9 protein-coding genes, 1 tRNA gene, 1 pseudogene and 2 riboswitches are annotated in these 14259 nt (G+C 52.5%); of the genes and pseudogenes, 5 read left to right on the forward strand and 6 right to left on the reverse strand.

What is annotated here, in order from left to right; genetic code table 11:
• Positions 1–109: 109 nt before the first annotated feature.
• Positions 110–1012 carry an ArsR/SmtB family transcription factor gene (locus AC0MA3_RS24060; protein WP_474658103.1) on the reverse strand — a complete coding sequence of 301 codons (903 nt, stop codon included), beginning with the start codon at positions 1010–1012 and terminating at the stop codon, positions 110–112.
• Between the two features lie 203 nt (positions 1013–1215).
• Positions 1216–2511, reverse strand: a pseudogene (gene serS, locus AC0MA3_RS24065) (serine--tRNA ligase).
• 410 nt (positions 2512–2921) lie between these two features.
• Between serS and ssuE the strand changes: the two are divergent.
• A complete protein-coding gene (gene ssuE / locus AC0MA3_RS24070) occupies positions 2922–3476 on the forward strand; it encodes an NADPH-dependent FMN reductase (RefSeq protein ID WP_379158300.1) in 555 nt (184 codons plus the stop codon).
• 154 nt (positions 3477–3630) lie between these two features.
• Here the strand turns inward: ssuE and AC0MA3_RS24075 are convergent, their stop codons facing one another.
• The 4 genes from AC0MA3_RS24075 to AC0MA3_RS24090 form a co-directional block, all read right to left on the reverse strand.
• The gene (locus tag AC0MA3_RS24075) at positions 3631–4662 is read right to left on the reverse strand and encodes a ribonucleotide-diphosphate reductase subunit beta (RefSeq protein WP_379158303.1); all 1032 of its coding nucleotides are present in this window, start codon (positions 4660–4662) and stop codon (positions 3631–3633) included.
• A 246-nt stretch (positions 4663–4908) separates the two neighbouring features.
• Positions 4909–7242 carry a ribonucleoside-diphosphate reductase subunit alpha gene (locus tag AC0MA3_RS24080; RefSeq protein WP_474658104.1) on the reverse strand — a complete coding sequence of 778 codons (2334 nt, stop codon included), beginning with the start codon at positions 7240–7242 and terminating at the stop codon, positions 4909–4911.
• A 116-nt stretch (positions 7243–7358) separates the two neighbouring features.
• Positions 7359–7874: an anaerobic ribonucleoside-triphosphate reductase activating protein gene (nrdG, locus tag AC0MA3_RS24085; RefSeq protein WP_379158309.1), complete on the reverse strand. Its 516-nt coding sequence runs from the start codon at positions 7872–7874 to the stop codon at positions 7359–7361.
• Positions 7871–9856 (reverse strand): anaerobic ribonucleoside triphosphate reductase, encoded by a 1986-nt coding sequence (locus tag AC0MA3_RS24090; RefSeq protein WP_474658105.1) that lies wholly within the window; start codon positions 9854–9856, stop codon positions 7871–7873. Before AC0MA3_RS24090 ends, nrdG begins: the two co-directional genes overlap by 4 nt.
• 298 nt (positions 9857–10154) lie before the next feature.
• A riboswitch (cobalamin riboswitch) is annotated at positions 10155–10386 on the reverse strand.
• A gap of 296 nt (positions 10387–10682) precedes the next feature.
• Here AC0MA3_RS24090 and AC0MA3_RS24095 point away from each other — a divergent pair.
• The 4 genes from AC0MA3_RS24095 to AC0MA3_RS24110 form a co-directional block, all read left to right on the forward strand.
• Complete coding sequence (locus AC0MA3_RS24095) at positions 10683–10991, forward strand: MTH1187 family thiamine-binding protein (protein WP_474658106.1); 309 nt, start codon at positions 10683–10685, stop codon at positions 10989–10991.
• 83 nt (positions 10992–11074) lie between these two features.
• Positions 11075–11146 (forward strand) — tRNA-Thr (locus tag AC0MA3_RS24100).
• 284 nt (positions 11147–11430) lie between these two features.
• On the forward strand, positions 11431–11853 hold the full coding sequence (locus tag AC0MA3_RS24105) for an ASCH domain-containing protein (protein ID WP_474658107.1): 423 nt from the start codon (positions 11431–11433) through the stop codon (positions 11851–11853).
• Positions 11854–12984: 1131 nt separating this feature from the next.
• A riboswitch (cyclic di-GMP riboswitch) is annotated at positions 12985–13072 on the forward strand.
• An 81-nt stretch (positions 13073–13153) separates the two neighbouring features.
• The coding region (locus AC0MA3_RS24110) for a choice-of-anchor A family protein (RefSeq protein ID WP_474658108.1) at positions 13154–14259 on the forward strand (1106 nt) is incomplete at its 3' end.

Genomic DNA, 14259 nt, shown 5'->3' on the forward strand with positions numbered 1-14259 from the left:
ACTCCTTTATATGTAAGCTGAGGCAGGGGCTTAGGCCGTAAATGGTGCACAACACACTAAGCGGCCTTTCAGCATAGGGGATTGCTCTTTCAATCCAACCCGCTGCCTGCTACTCCAAATAATCGGCAATCCGCTTGGGCAGATCATTCAGCGCATCCAGGCGCAGGCTGTAGGACGCGCTTTTGCCGGTGGAATGGACAATGACCAGCCCGGCCGAGCGCAGCGTGATGAGATGATAGTGGATCGTGCTTTTGGAGAGGCCGACCTGCCGTACGATTTCTGTAAAGCTCAGCTGTTTTCCAGCCAATAGGCGGAGAATGTATAGACGTGTCTCATCCGACAGCGCCCGGGTTAGCCGCAGCAGAGTGGGAGCGGGCCGTCCTTCCTCGGGAGGCAGCGCATCATAGGCATAGCTGGTAAATACAAATTCATCGCACAGCGATGAAGTGACCAGAGGACGGGCGTGGTACTGTGGGATTAGGATGATCTGCTTCACTTCTTTGGCGGGATACAGCCGCATCCCCTGCGTCGCCCGTTCGTAGACCTCCATAGCATTGTTATCGTTCAATTCCGTTCGTCTGGCTTCCGCCTCTTGACTTAACCCTACAAGAATGGCGGGATCAATTCCGCTGAAATACTGTTCATTCCATTCCCTCAAAATACTGGAGGTGCGTGTGCGCAGTAAGGCAAGATTGGAGGACACGGTTGATCCAAAGCGTGCAGCGGTCTCGAACAATTCCCCCGGAGACAGGCCCTCGAACCAATCCAGGAAGCCGTCGACCGAACGGCCTCCAGGACAACTCCAGATATAAGGCGTGAGCGTGAAATCTGTATTTTCCTTGTAAAATTCCTGCATGTTCTGCAGCTGGGCTGGGGTGAACCTCTTCTGAACCTCCTTGACCCAGAGCTTTCCAGATTCCAGAGCGTTATGGTTCTGTTTGCCAAGGAAGGCGCTCAGACTGTTAAAACATTCATGCATGGGGGCAAAATCCACTTCTACCTTATAATCCACGTATGTTCCCCGTTTCTCTATTTTGTATATTTTGTTCTATAAATATAGAACCGATTACTGGTTTTATTATATGCGAACTAATAATTAATATCAAGGGTATGGAGCCCAAGGTCTTGACCAACATCGCTGCAGCTTCTGCACTGGTTTATTATTTCTGAAAAAAAAAGCCTCGGCCGCTTAAGGGCCAAGGCTTTATCGTGCGGTTACTCCGCTGCCGGCGCAGCGGCGTGTAGAATTTCCTGCCCGTCCATATACTTGCGTAGGGCCTGCGGGATATAGATCGAACCATCCTCCTGCTGGTGGTTCTCCAGCAGGGGAATCAGAATCCGCGGCGTGGCGACTGCGGTGTTATTCAGGGTATGGCAGTACTGCAGCCGTCCGTTCTCGTCACGAAAACGGATGCCCGAGCGGCGTGCCTGGAAATCCAGCAGATTGGATGCCGAGTGGGTTTCCCCATAGGCACCGCGGCTGGGCATCCAGGTCTCGATGTCGTATTGCTTATGCGTCTTCAGCGACATGTCGCCGCTGCAGACAGCCACTACGCGGTAAGGCAGCTCCAGAAGCTGGAGAATATGCTCGGCATTCGCCAGAATCTCCTGCAGCAGCTGCTCCGAGACTGCCGGATCATTCTTGCAGATCACGACCTGCTCGATCTTCGAGAACTGGTGCACCCGGTACAGGCCGTGTACATCACGACCTGCCGAGCCCACCTCCCGGCGGAAGCAGGCCGACATTCCGGCCAGCCGCAGCGGCGTGTCCGCCTCGATGATCTCATCGCTGTAGAGCGAGACGAGCGATACCTCCGAGGTTCCGGCCAGCCAGCGCTTTTCACCGTTCAGCTCGTAGGTCTGGTCCATCCCTCCAGGGAAAAATCCGGTCCGCTCCAGCGCCTCTGGACGGACAATAACCGGCACGTCCATCACGGTGAAGCCGCGCTGAGCCAGTACATCCAGCGCCAGCCGCTGCACGGCGAGGTGCAGATACAGTCCCGCACCCTTCAGCACGTAGCTGCGCGGTCCGCCGGCCTTGACTCCGCGCGGGATATCGATGATGTTATGGAGCTCGCCGAGCTCCACATGATCCCGCGGTGCGAAGCCAAATTCCCGCTGGCTGCCGGTCCGCCGCAGCTCCACGTTCTCGCTGTCATCCTTACCTATAGGTGTATCCGCCGATACCGGATTCGGCGCTAGAAGTAGCAATTCGCCCCAGCGCTGCTCTGCTTCGGCGAGCTCCGCCTCCAGCTTCGTAAGCCGGGCGTTAATCTCCCGTACATTTTCCTTGGCCTGTTCTCCGGCTCCGGTATCTCCCTGTCGCAGCAGGCGCTCGACTTCCTTGGTCAGTGCATTGCGCTCTGCTCTTAGCTGCTCGGTTTCCCGCCGCAGCTCCCGCCGCTTATCGTCCCAGGTCAGCAGTTCATCTAGCGGGAAGGCTACCTTTTTCTATACCCCCGTGTTTCTTACGAGTTCCTCATTATCCCTGATCCAGTTCATGTCCAGCATCGCTATCCGCTCCTTTTTGTCTTATAAAAATACAAAAAACGCCCTCATCCATGGGACGAGGAGCGTCAGCTCGCGGTGCCACCCAGGTTGACCGAATCCTCTGGCTTCACAGCAGGATAAGGCCCTCTTTGGTCTTCGCGGTAACGGGCGAAACCCGGTAAACTTAGGGAGCAATCCTATTGCTCCGGTCGCAGACGCCTCACGGTTGGATGCCGGTCACTGGCCTGATTGGGATGTAGTATTGCCGATTATTATAGCTCAGGTTTTTGCCGGGTGCAAGAAGTTATGCAGAGTTGTACAGGATTGACAATAAACCCTGCAATCTGCTAGGATTAGTACTAATTTAAAGGGTTCTTGCTGGAACAAATGGCAGGAGCTCCTAGTGCATAACGAACGGAAGAGGTGGCAAAGTGGCCAAAATAGTTGTCATTAATGGAACACCATCCCTGGTCTCGCGGATTAATGCAGTTATTGAATATGCGGAGGCAGATTTACGTGAACAAGGATTTGAAGTGGAACGGATCAATGTGGCTGAGCTCCCGCCCGAGGACCTGATCCACACAAAATTCGAGAGCGAAGCCATCGTCAAAGCCAACGGTCTGGTAGCTGAAGCCGATGCGGTCATCGTCGTCAGCCCGGTATATAAGGCGTCCTATACAGGCGTCCTGAAGACCTTTCTGGACCTGGTTCCTCAGAAAGGGCTGGCCGGCAAAATTGTACTGCCGCTCTTCATGGGCGGCAGCCTGGCGCATCTGCTCTCGATTGACTATGCGCTCAAGCCGGTGCTGTCCGTGCTGGGTGCCCGCCATATCCTGGGCGGGGTATACGCTGTGGACTCCCAGGCGGTACGTAACGACCAGGGAGTGGTCGAGCTGGCTGAAGAGCTTAAGCTGCGTCTGGACAGTGTACTTGCGGAGCTGGCGGAAGAGACGGCGCATAAGGCGGCGCGCAAATCCGCAGAGTAGCAGATCAAGAAGAAGCCGAATGTGAAAAAGGCATATCGTGTAGGCATTTCACCTGAGAAAAATGCCTCGCTGTACAGCAATGCCTCATTGTGAATAGCAAAGACCCCTTACCGGCGAATATCGGAGGTAAGGGGTCTTTTTTATATTGCAATAATCACAAATCGTCAAACCCGTTATCGTCGCCGACCTTGCCGTAGTTGCGGGACTTGGCTTCGAAGAAGTCAGTTTTGGTCGCGTTCAGCGCTTCGTCGGAGAAAGGCTTGATCCAAGGCATACAGTTGACGTCAACGCCGGTGTAAGCTTTTTCCAGACCCATCAGCGTCAGGCGTTTGTTGGCGGTGTATTTGATATAGTCGCTCAGCTCGTTCATATCAATACCGCGGACGTTGGTCAGCGTGTAGTGGCCCCAATTGGTCTCAAGCTCTACGGCGCGGTCGATGGTGCGGTAGACGTAATCCATATTTTCTTTGGTGTTCAGCTCAGGGAAATCCACCAGCAGCTGCTTGAATACTTCGGCAAAGAAGTAGCAGTGCTGATTCTCGTCACGCTGAATGTAGGAGATCATCTGGCTGGTTGCCATCATCTTCTGGTCGCGGGCCAGGTTGTAGAAGAAAGCGAAGGTGCTGTAGAAGAAAATACCCTCCAGAATCAAATCAGCTACCATTGCCCGGAAAAACGTCTCCTTAGAAGGTGCATCCCGGAACTCCTGGTAGATGTCGGAGATGAATTGGTTGCGCTCCAGCAGTACCGGATCATGCTTCCAATACTCAAAAATCTCTTTCTGCTCGCTGTCCGAGACAATCGAAGAGAGGACGTAGGAGTAGGACTGGTTGTGCACAACCTCCTGCTGCCCGATAATTGCCGAAATTGCTTCCAGCGAAGAATCGGTAAAATAACGCTTCACATCGCCTACGAACATCGTCTGCATCGAATCCAGCACCGCCAGCAGGGCGATGTTGATCTTGAACACACGCTGCTCTTCAGCTTCCAGCTGCGGGAACTGCTGCGCATCCTTGGACATTGGGATCTCATCGGCGATCCAGTGATTCAGCAGCAGCACCTTGTACAGCTTGTACATATGCGGCATGCGGATATCATTCCAGTTCAGAATCCCTGAGCATTCCCCGTCGATGATGCGGGTAGACTGGTTCGGGGCTTCGGTATTAAAAATCTTTTGTAGTTGCATGTTGTTTCCCTCCTGTATGTTGCGCAGCTAATCTTCTGTGGTGTTTTGTCCATAGAAAGCCGGTGATAGAGTCACGGAGAGAAAGTTTGGAGCTGAAGGAGCGATAGCGACCGCCTTTGTCATCGGATGTCAACCGCTATAAGCGGAATATAATCAAGACATCTGATGACAACAGCGGCCGGAAGCCCAAACATTTCTCGCAGTGACGAATATATCACCGTTTTTCTACCCAGGGCACTAAGACAATTAGCTCGCGCAAGACTCACACTCTTCTATAGTTAAGGCACGGCTCCGGACATAATAAGTAGACTTCAATCCGCCCTTCCAGGCGTTCAGGTGCAGATTCAGGAAATCGGTCGCCTTGATGTCAGGCGTCACGTACAGGTTGAAGCTCTGGCCCTGATCGACATGGCGCTGGCGGGCCGAGGCCATGCGGATCGACCAGTTCTGGTCAATCAGGAACGCCGTTTTGTAATACCAGATCGTCTTCTCGGACAGATCCGGTGCCGGGTTAGCGATCTTGTAAGTCGTTTTCTCCTCGTAGGAGAGCAATTCGTACAGCGGATCGATGCTGGCAGTAGAGCCGGCGATGATTGAGGTCGAGCCGTTCGGGGCAATCGCGAACAACCAGGCGTTGCGTACGCCGTCGGTAGCCACTTCCTGCTGCAGCTCACGCCACTGCTCCGTAGTCACATATTTGCCTTCCTGCTCGCCGCTGGTATAGCCGCGCGAAGTGAAGTAAGCGCCAGTCTCCCAGTCGGAGCCTGCAAACTTCGGATAGCGGCCCTTCTCGCGGGCTAGCTCCATGCTGGAGCGTACAAGCAGATAGTTAATGTGCTCATACAAATGGTTGTTGTATTCCACGGCTTCGTCGGACTCCCAGCGGATACCCTTCAGCGCCAGCAGGTGATGCAAGCCGAAGGTACCGAGGCCTACCGCGCGGTATTGGCTGTTCGTGTACTGTGCCTGCAGTACTTCAATATTATTGATGTCGATGACATTGTCGAGCATGCGGACCTGAATCGGTATCAGCCGCTCCAGCACACCCGCCGGAATCGCACGGGCCAGATGGATGGAATTCAGGTTGCAGACCACAAAATCTCCAGGAACCTTCGAGATCACGATCCGGGTCTGGCCGTCCTTCGTAACCAGTTCCTCACTCTCGATAACGGTTGCTGATTGATTCTGCATGATTTCCGTGCACAGGTTGGAGGAGAAGACCATCCCCTGGTGCCGGTTGGGATTGGAGCGGTTCACCGTGTCGCGGTAGAACATGTATGGGGTGCCGGTTTCCAGCTGCGATTTCATAATCCGCTTCATGATGTCGATGGCTGGAACCGTGATGCGTGACAGCTCCAGATTAGCGGTAGCTTCAGCATACTTTTCACGGAAAGTGCCTTGTCCGAGCTTCTCGTCATAGAAATCCTCAAGACCCAGCGCGCGTCCGCTTGCATCCTTCCAGCCCATTACCTTCTTCACTTCATGAGGGCAGAACAGGTTCCAGTGGCTGCGTGCTTCCACAGCTTCCATGAACAGGTCGGGCAGGCAGACACCGTGGAATACGTCATGCGCACGCATCCGCTCGTCACCGTTGTTCAGCTTCAGGTCGAGGAAGGCGAGAATATCTTTATGGAAAACATCGAGGTAAACCGCAACAGCACCTTTGCGTGTACCGAGCTGGTCTACACTGACTGCAGTATTGTTCAGCTGGCGGATCCAAGGGATGACGCCGGAGCTTGTGTTCTTATGGCCACGGATATCGGACCCGCGGGCCCGTATTTTGCCAAGGTAGACGCCGATGCCTCCGCCCATTTTGCTCAGCCGGGCTACATCGGTATTGGAGTCAAAAATACCTTCGAGTGAGTCATCCACAGTGTCGATGAAGCAGCTGGAGAGCTGTCCGGCGACTTTTTTACCTGCATTGGACATGGTAGGGGTGGCAGCGGTCATATAAATGTTGCTCATGGCCCAGTAGGCTTCTTTAACCAGATCCAGACGTTTCTCTTCCGGCTCGGTGTGCATGAGGAACATCGCGATAATCATATAACGCTCCTGCGGAAGCTCCATTACGCGGCCGTCAAAGTCATGCGCCAGATAGCGGTCCGACAGCGTCAGCAGGCCGATATAATCGAACAGCAGGTCGCGCGTGTAATCGATGCAGCCGCCGAGCTCATCGATCTGTTCCTTGGTGTAGTGTGACAACAGTTCTTCGCGGTAGATACCCTTCTTGACCAGGTCGGTAATCAGCGGGTACAGCTCGCCGTAAGGCTCTTCCGGGTAAGCTTTATAGCGGCGGTTGACAGCGGCTTTCTTGTACAGGGAGGTCAGGAGGGAACGCGCAGCGGCGAACTTCCAGTCCGGTTCCTCTTTGGTCACCAGTTCAAGGGCGCTCATCGTAAAAGCATTGCTGATCTCTTCTCCGCTAACCTCGTCACGGCGCAGCTTGGACTGCACTCCGCGAATCAGGGTTTCCTTGCTTAGTTGATCCAGGCCATTGAGGATACGGTCGGCGTATACGGACAGGCGGATTTCATCAAAAGCCAGTTGGCGGTTATCGGGTTTCACAACGAGCTGTGGCATAGGTGCATACATCCTTTCGTTTTTGAGTTTAATTTTCAATATCACAAATTGAAGTATATAAGCGCAGAGAGCGGCCCGCCCCAAGGCTTGGCCTGCTCTTTGAAAGTTAACTGAATTTATAAGGCAGCCGGCTGCCAATGTACGATTTCGGTATCGGCGAGGCTAGCCTGAATATCAATAATCCGCTGGTTGCTGCTTCCCCGGTAGGGAAGGGTGGTGTCTTTAAGCTCTTCCACAAAACGTCCGTCAATCACGACCTGGCACAGGGCCAGCAGGTTCCATTCCGGTGAGCCGGGTGCTGCTGTAAGCTCTTCATAGGTATAGCCGGTGTAAATCCAGATAGGATAATCGGGCAGCACGCTGCGCAGCTCCTGAATGAAGCCCGCAGCCTCCTCTGCCGAGAAAAAAGGGTCGCCGCCTGCCAGCGTCAGTCCGTCCAGCAGCGGATTCGCTGCTATTTCGGCAATGATCTCCCGCTGACGCTGGAGGGTGAACGGCTCGCCGAAATTAAAATTCCAGGTCTTGGGATTGAAGCAGCCCGGGCAGCGGTGGCGGCAGCCGCTGAGGAAAAGGACGGCCCGCATGCCTTCTCCTTCATTGATCGATTCCGGGTAGTAGCCGCATATGTTCATAGATGCTTAACGCGGTCCCTTACTTCGGCTTGCTTGGCGGCATTAAAGCGGGTCTGGTAGTCGCCGGTCAGGTAGCCGGTTACCCGGCGCAGGCGGCGGATATGCACATCGTTCTCATGCGCGTCGCAGGAAGGGCAATTGGTGCCAATCACGCCTTCGTAGCCGCAGTTCGAGCAGCGGTCCACGGGATGATTGATGCTGAAATAGCTGACCTGCTGTTCCAGCGCGTAACGGATGATCTTCACAAAAGCCGCCGGGTTGCTGCGTGCATTCCCGTTCAGTTCCACGTAAGAGATTGCCCCGGCATTGCAGTATTCATGGAACGGTGCTTCCAGGCTGATCTTCTGAGCAGCGCTCAGCTCATAATAGACCGGGATGTGGAAGGAGTTCGTATAGTATTCACGGTCTGTGATGCCCGGAATGGACCCGAGCACTTTGCGGTCCACCTTGGTGAACTTGCCCGACAGGCCTTCAGCCGGTGTGGCGAACAGCGTGATGTTGAGGTTCAGCTCCTCGCTCTTGCGGTCACAGTATTCCCGCATATGACGGACAATGGCGAGCGCCTTGGCATGGATCTCCATGTCCTCGCCGTGATGCTTGCCGTACATGGCCTTCATGCACTCAGCCATTCCGATAAAGCCAATGGACAGACTGCCGTGCTTCAGCAGCTCGCCAACCGAATCATCGGGAGCAAGCGCCTCACCCCCTTCCCAGACGCCTTCACGCATCATGAAGTCGGAAGCTTTGGCCTTCTGGGAAGCCTGGATGCGGAAACGGTGGAGCAGCCCTTCCAGAGCAATGTCCATGTAATGGTTCAGATCGTCATAGAAGCCTTCTTCGTCGGCGGCAAGGCGACGGCCTGTGGCCGTGCCGTAAGCAAGTCCGAGCCGCACCAGATTGAGCGTATTGAAGGACAGGTTGCCTTTGCCGGAGCAGTGGTTGCGTCCGAAGCGGTCACCCAGTACCCGTGTGCGGCAGCCCATGGTTGCAAATTCGGTATCCGGATCGGCCGGATCGTAATACTGCAGGTTGAGCGGAGCATCCAGATTGGCAAAGTTCGGATACAGTCTGCGGGCAGAGCATTCGGCGGCTTTGAGGAACAGTTCATAGTTAGGATCGCCCTGCTGCTGATTCACACCCTGTTTGCATTTGAAAATCTGGATTGGAAATACCGGCGTTTCGCCGCTGCCAAGCCCGTTCATCGTGGCGGTCAGCAGCGAGCTGATCACCAGTTGTCCCTCAGGAGAGGTGCATGTACCATAGTTGATGCTGGTAAAAGGAATCTGGCCGCCCGAGCGGCTGGACATCGTATTCAGGTTATGTATCATGCTCTCTGCCGCCTGCAGCGTTTCGCTTTCTGTTTCTTTGGATGCAAAGCGGAAGGCGCGCGGATACTGCTCTGCCAGATCACCACGGCTCATAGTGATTTCGCCAGCAATGTCCCCGGCTTGTCCTTCTTCGAAATATTCGAGTCCCTTGCGGAACAGCTTGGCGAAGGATTTGGTCACATAAGGGGCCAGGTCATAATCCAGCTTGTTGGCGGATACGCCCCCGTATTGGGCATTCTGCTGGGACTGGAAAATAATCGCCACAAGCGACATCGCAGTCATAATCGAGTTGGGAGGACGCACGCTGCCGTTGCCGGTGTTGAAGCCTTCACGTAGAAGACGGTCGAACGGGATAAAGATACAGTTGGTGGTTCCAATCGCGTATTGGTCCAGATCGTGGACATACACCACATTGTCGAGGGTAGCCTGCACCAGTTGCGGAGGCATCGTGAAGTTACGGGCATACCACTTGGAATACTCACTGCCGAACTTGCTCATTTTGCCGGAAAAGCTCTCTCCGTTCAAATTGGCGTTCTCACGCAATAGATCCAAATCCCGGCTGTCGATGATATCGCGTCCCAAATGGATAACTTCCTCTAATAGATCCTCCTGTGCAGCTTGTCCAACATTGTACCGTTTCTCCAGCAGCGTCATTGTATAGCTCTCCTCTCGGTATATAAGAACGTTCTGACATAACGACTGACATTGTAAAAAAAAGCATCTCCCGCCGAGGACGGCGGAAAATGCCCGGATGCGTAAGCAAATAGCCGAAAACCGGATATTTGCGGATGGTCTCCATGGAAAGAATCTTTCCCGCAGAAGCCGATACCTGAGCGCGATATGCTTATCGCATTCAGGTATCGGCAGCCTTTGTCTCCCATTCGGCGGGAAGGCTGAATCTGCTGGTGCAGGCCGCATGCGGACACCTCTCCTGTTCCTCGCAGGTGTATATGATGGTGTCCGGAAACAGGCAGGTCTCCTGGCTTCCGGTGAATCCTGTGAGGCGCCTTCCCAAGGGGCGATGCCCTCAGTGGCGTGAGCCTCCAGATACTGTTCTGCAGGGCTTGTAGAAGCCAGCAGAACACCCGGTTACAGTGGCGGGACCACAGCGGATTTGCACCGCGTTTCCCTATTAAGCTTCAACCCTCTTGAGAGAGCAAAGCACCTGTTTCCACTATATTTTGTTGTCGCTAGATAAAAATAACCCAATATCTTGTGTTTGTAAACATTTTTTTGCGAGTCCGCGCCCCGGGCGGGTTCCACCCGTTTACTCACAAATGATCCACAGATGATCCACAGATAACCTGGCATTCGTCCACAGTTCATCCACAGGTAATCCACAACTTGTGTGTAAATTTTGCCGAATCCGGTTCATAAATTGTCCAAATGTTAGGGGGGATTTGTGGGGGGAGGCGGGAGTTGCTACAATAGAAGGGACCAGGGACTTATATAACGAGTTTTATATAGGAGGGGCTTCAGAATGGCAATTGGCGAAGTAACCGTAATTCCGATTGGTACAGGCAGCACCAGTCTCAGCAGCTACGTGGCGGATATGCAGCGCGTGCTGGAGACAGTGGAAGGTATTACGTATGAGTTGACATCTATGGGCACGATCATCGAGGGACCGCTCACACGGATTCTTGCGGCAGTCGAAGCCTTGCATGAATCCCCTTTTCGTGCGGGAGCTCAGCGGGTGTCCACCTCACTCAAGATTGATGACCGGCGCGACAAGCCTTCCACAAGCCGCAGCAAGCTGGAATCGGTGGAGCGCAAGCTACAGGCGGAATAGTTCTGTTTAACTAGTGATAGAATGGGTTGCGTTTTTCCCTAGACGGGGTATAATGTATTTTGTTTGACAGAAAAGAGCTTTAAGCTGGTGTAGCTCAGGGGTAGAGCAACGCACTCGTAATGCGTAGGCCGGGGGTTCAATTCCCTTCACCAGCATCCTTAAGAACTCAATCATGGCGCGGCTTTCCGGGATTCCCGGGGGTCGTGCTTTTTTCATGTTATCCAGGTAATTCTAACAATCTTCTACCCTTTATTCTGGTAAAGTGTTTGTATAGTTGCACAGAACCCCATAGAGTCATACAATAAAGTAGTAGAAAGCACACACAATGCGCAGGCAAGGGCTTCATGCTCTTTCGCCGGCATCCCGATATAAATAGGCGGCGCAGCTTTCCGGATTTGGGGGCTGCGTTTTTGCTGTCCAGGGAGGAGTAGAGGCATATATGAGATGTCTGACTATCCGGCAGCCCTGGGCGACCTTAATTGCGCTTGGGGAAAAACAGTACGAGACCCGTTCCTGGAGAACGGCTTATCGCGGGGAACTGGCTATTCATGCGGGTAAAGGGATAGACAAATCAGCCTGCAGGCAGGAGCCGATTCAGTCGGCCTTGGCACGGCACGGATTCAGCACAGACAACCTTCCTCTCGGAGCCATTATTGCCACAAGCCGTCTCGTTGAATGCTATCAGGTGACGGTTACGGACGCTGAAACGGGCTGGCCGGGCGGTAATGAATTTATTTTTGGGGATTATTCGCAAGGGCGCTTTGCTTGGAAGCTGGAAGAGATAACGGCGCTTGCTCATCCGATTCCTGCAAAAGGCAGGCTGAGCTTCTGGGAACACCCAGTCCTGGAGGGAGAGCAGTGACCCCCCTGGAGAACTGGACAAGCTTTTGAAGTGGACGGCAATGATTGGAGTAACAGGAAATTTATTTGTAGGCCCAAGCCATTAATGGGTATGAACCGGCTGACTCGCGGGTAATCTTCTTATAAGATGCGTTGGTGCAGCCATCGTGTCCTCCGTGATCATCAGGATGAATAAGAAAGGGCGTATGCATAGGAAATGGGAAGTCTCCTTATTGCGTGGCTTTGTATGTTGTGTTTGTATTTTTCGTTCGAAGATAAGGTAAGCCGGAAAATTATCTTTCCCGTGGCACTGGTTGTTTTTTTCGGCACCCTGGGTTATTGGAAGTTTTTAATGTAATTTTTAGGTAGTTATCAGCTTGTTTTCAGGTTAAAGATATATATTAAATGTACCAAACACTCCCCGGTGTTTATAAATAGCTTTCAGGGTCTTGCCAACTCCCATGGCGAGGCCCGTTTTTTATATATTTTCAAAAAAATAATCGATGAAATATAAAAATGGGGGAATAAATGTGATATTTTTCACAATTAATTCTGGAGAATTATAATATATTAAATTTGAAATAATAAAGATTGAAGCGTAACAAAATAAAGCACCTCAAAGAGGAGAATTGAAATGAGTCATGAAGGAAGTCTTCGCCGCGGGTTGGCATTCGGGTTGTTTTTGAGCATTCCGTTATGGATGTCAGTGATCGGCTGGGTTCAACTGCTGTAATATACCGATCCGCTATATCCGCAGTGTCTGGTTACGGGAGCGTATATAGCATACATAGAGATAGAGGCAAGGCTGCTTCCGGATTTTCCGGGGCAGCTTTTTATTTGCATGTCAGGAGAATCTTAAGTGCGTGGTGCTTAAGAACTGTTTTTAGTAGTTTTAATTTCAGAGATTGGTGGGTTTGGGATCTCTTTTGGGGAGGAAAAAGAGCTTATTTTATTTGTATGCAAAGTATATTTCTGGAATATATGAGCTGTAATCCCTTATGTACAAGGGGTTTGTTGCACAGCTGCACGTTCTGGTTACCTGAAAAAACACGAAAGGAATGGATTGACAATAGGGAGGAGGAGGAATAAACTGGAACTAGTTCAAAAGTAACAAATGTCACACATACATAAGAATCACCTCCTTCTATACCATCATGTATAATCGCAAACCGTTCGAAAGGACGGGACGCAAAGTCAGGAATCTAATGCCCGTACAGGGCTATGATCGTCCGGCCGCCATGAAGCTAACCCTTCGTGGCGGTCTTTTGTTGTTATATGTTCTTTGCAAAATCATAGAATAAGTTAATAGGAGGTGCATGTTATTGAGAAAGAGTGCACGGAAGGCGGTAGCTCTGATACTGACAGGAGTGTTAGTATTGGGCGGTGCGGTTACTTGGGGATGGAACGTTAATGCAGCGGCTAATATGCCTTATATTCCTACACCTGTTTTGGGCGTTGCTGGTAATTTTAATGCCTTTATATTCGGGGATTTCGCACAATCTTATGATCAGATTCATGGAAGGCTTGCGGCTGAAGGGAATATTACTTTGAACGGGTACGGTGTATCCAAGGATGCGCCAGGAGGGGATGTGCTGATTGCAGGCAAGAACCTCAGTCTTACAGATGGAACGATATATGGCGCAGCAGTATATGGCGGCAGTATAACCAGCACACGTGCAGATCTTAAGGAAACTCCCCGCAAGGGCACACCGATTGATTTTGCGGCCGAGGAACAGTTTCTGATACAGCGTTCGAATGAACTAGCCGCTTTGCCGCAGACTCAGCCTTTTGTAAAAGAATATGGGAAAATCACCATTAATGCTCCGGATGCCTATAATGTCATTCATCTGGACGCTGCAGATTTGGCTGATGCCAATGGCCTGCAGTTCAACATCACAGGCGATGCCACCGTGGTTATTAATGTAAGCGGAGGCTCTGTGAAGATTCCGAATTTTCAATTCTGGGGAGGCAAACCCCGTAAGGTACTGTTCAATTTCTACGAAGCGGCTTCTTTGAATGTTGGAAATACCACCATCGAAGGCACCATTCTGGCTCCTCATGCCAGCGTCTTCTATGATCACGCCGAACTTCATGGCACACTAATCGCAAAAGCCTTCAGTGGATATGTGCAGATTCACCACTATCCGTATGAAGGATCGGAACCCCCGTTAGCGCCGACGCCAACGCCGAGCGCATCGGCGAGCCCGACGCCGAGTGCATCGGCGACACCTACACCGAGCGCATCGTCTACACCGACGCCGAGCGCATCGGCGACGCCAACGCCGAGCGCGTCGTCTACGCCAACGCCGAGCGCGTCGTCTACACCGACGCCGAGTGCATCGGCGACGCCAACGCCGAGCGCGTCGTCTACACCGACGCCGAGTGCATCGGCGACGCCAACGCCGAGCGCGTCGTCTACCCCGACGCC

The organism is Paenibacillus sp. LS-5 (genome assembly GCF_056121505.1).

Bases quoted from the DNA above. Each gene is read 5' to 3' on its own strand.
- AC0MA3_RS24075 (WP_379158303.1), bottom strand. From the start codon at position 4,662: ATGCAACTACAAAAGATTTTTAATACCGAAGCCCCGAACCAGTCTACC.
- AC0MA3_RS24080 (WP_474658104.1), bottom strand. From the start codon at position 7,242: ATGCCACAGCTCGTTGTGAAACCCGATAACCGCCAACTGGCTTTTGAT.
- nrdG (WP_379158309.1), bottom strand. From the start codon at position 7,874: ATGAACATATGCGGCTACTACCCGGAATCGATCAATGAAGGAGAAGGC.
- AC0MA3_RS24090 (WP_474658105.1), bottom strand. From the start codon at position 9,856: ATGACGCTGCTGGAGAAACGGTACAATGTTGGACAAGCTGCACAGGAG.
- AC0MA3_RS24095 (WP_474658106.1), top strand. From the start codon at position 10,683: ATGGCAATTGGCGAAGTAACCGTAATTCCGATTGGTACAGGCAGCACC.
- AC0MA3_RS24105 (WP_474658107.1), top strand. From the start codon at position 11,431: ATGAGATGTCTGACTATCCGGCAGCCCTGGGCGACCTTAATTGCGCTT.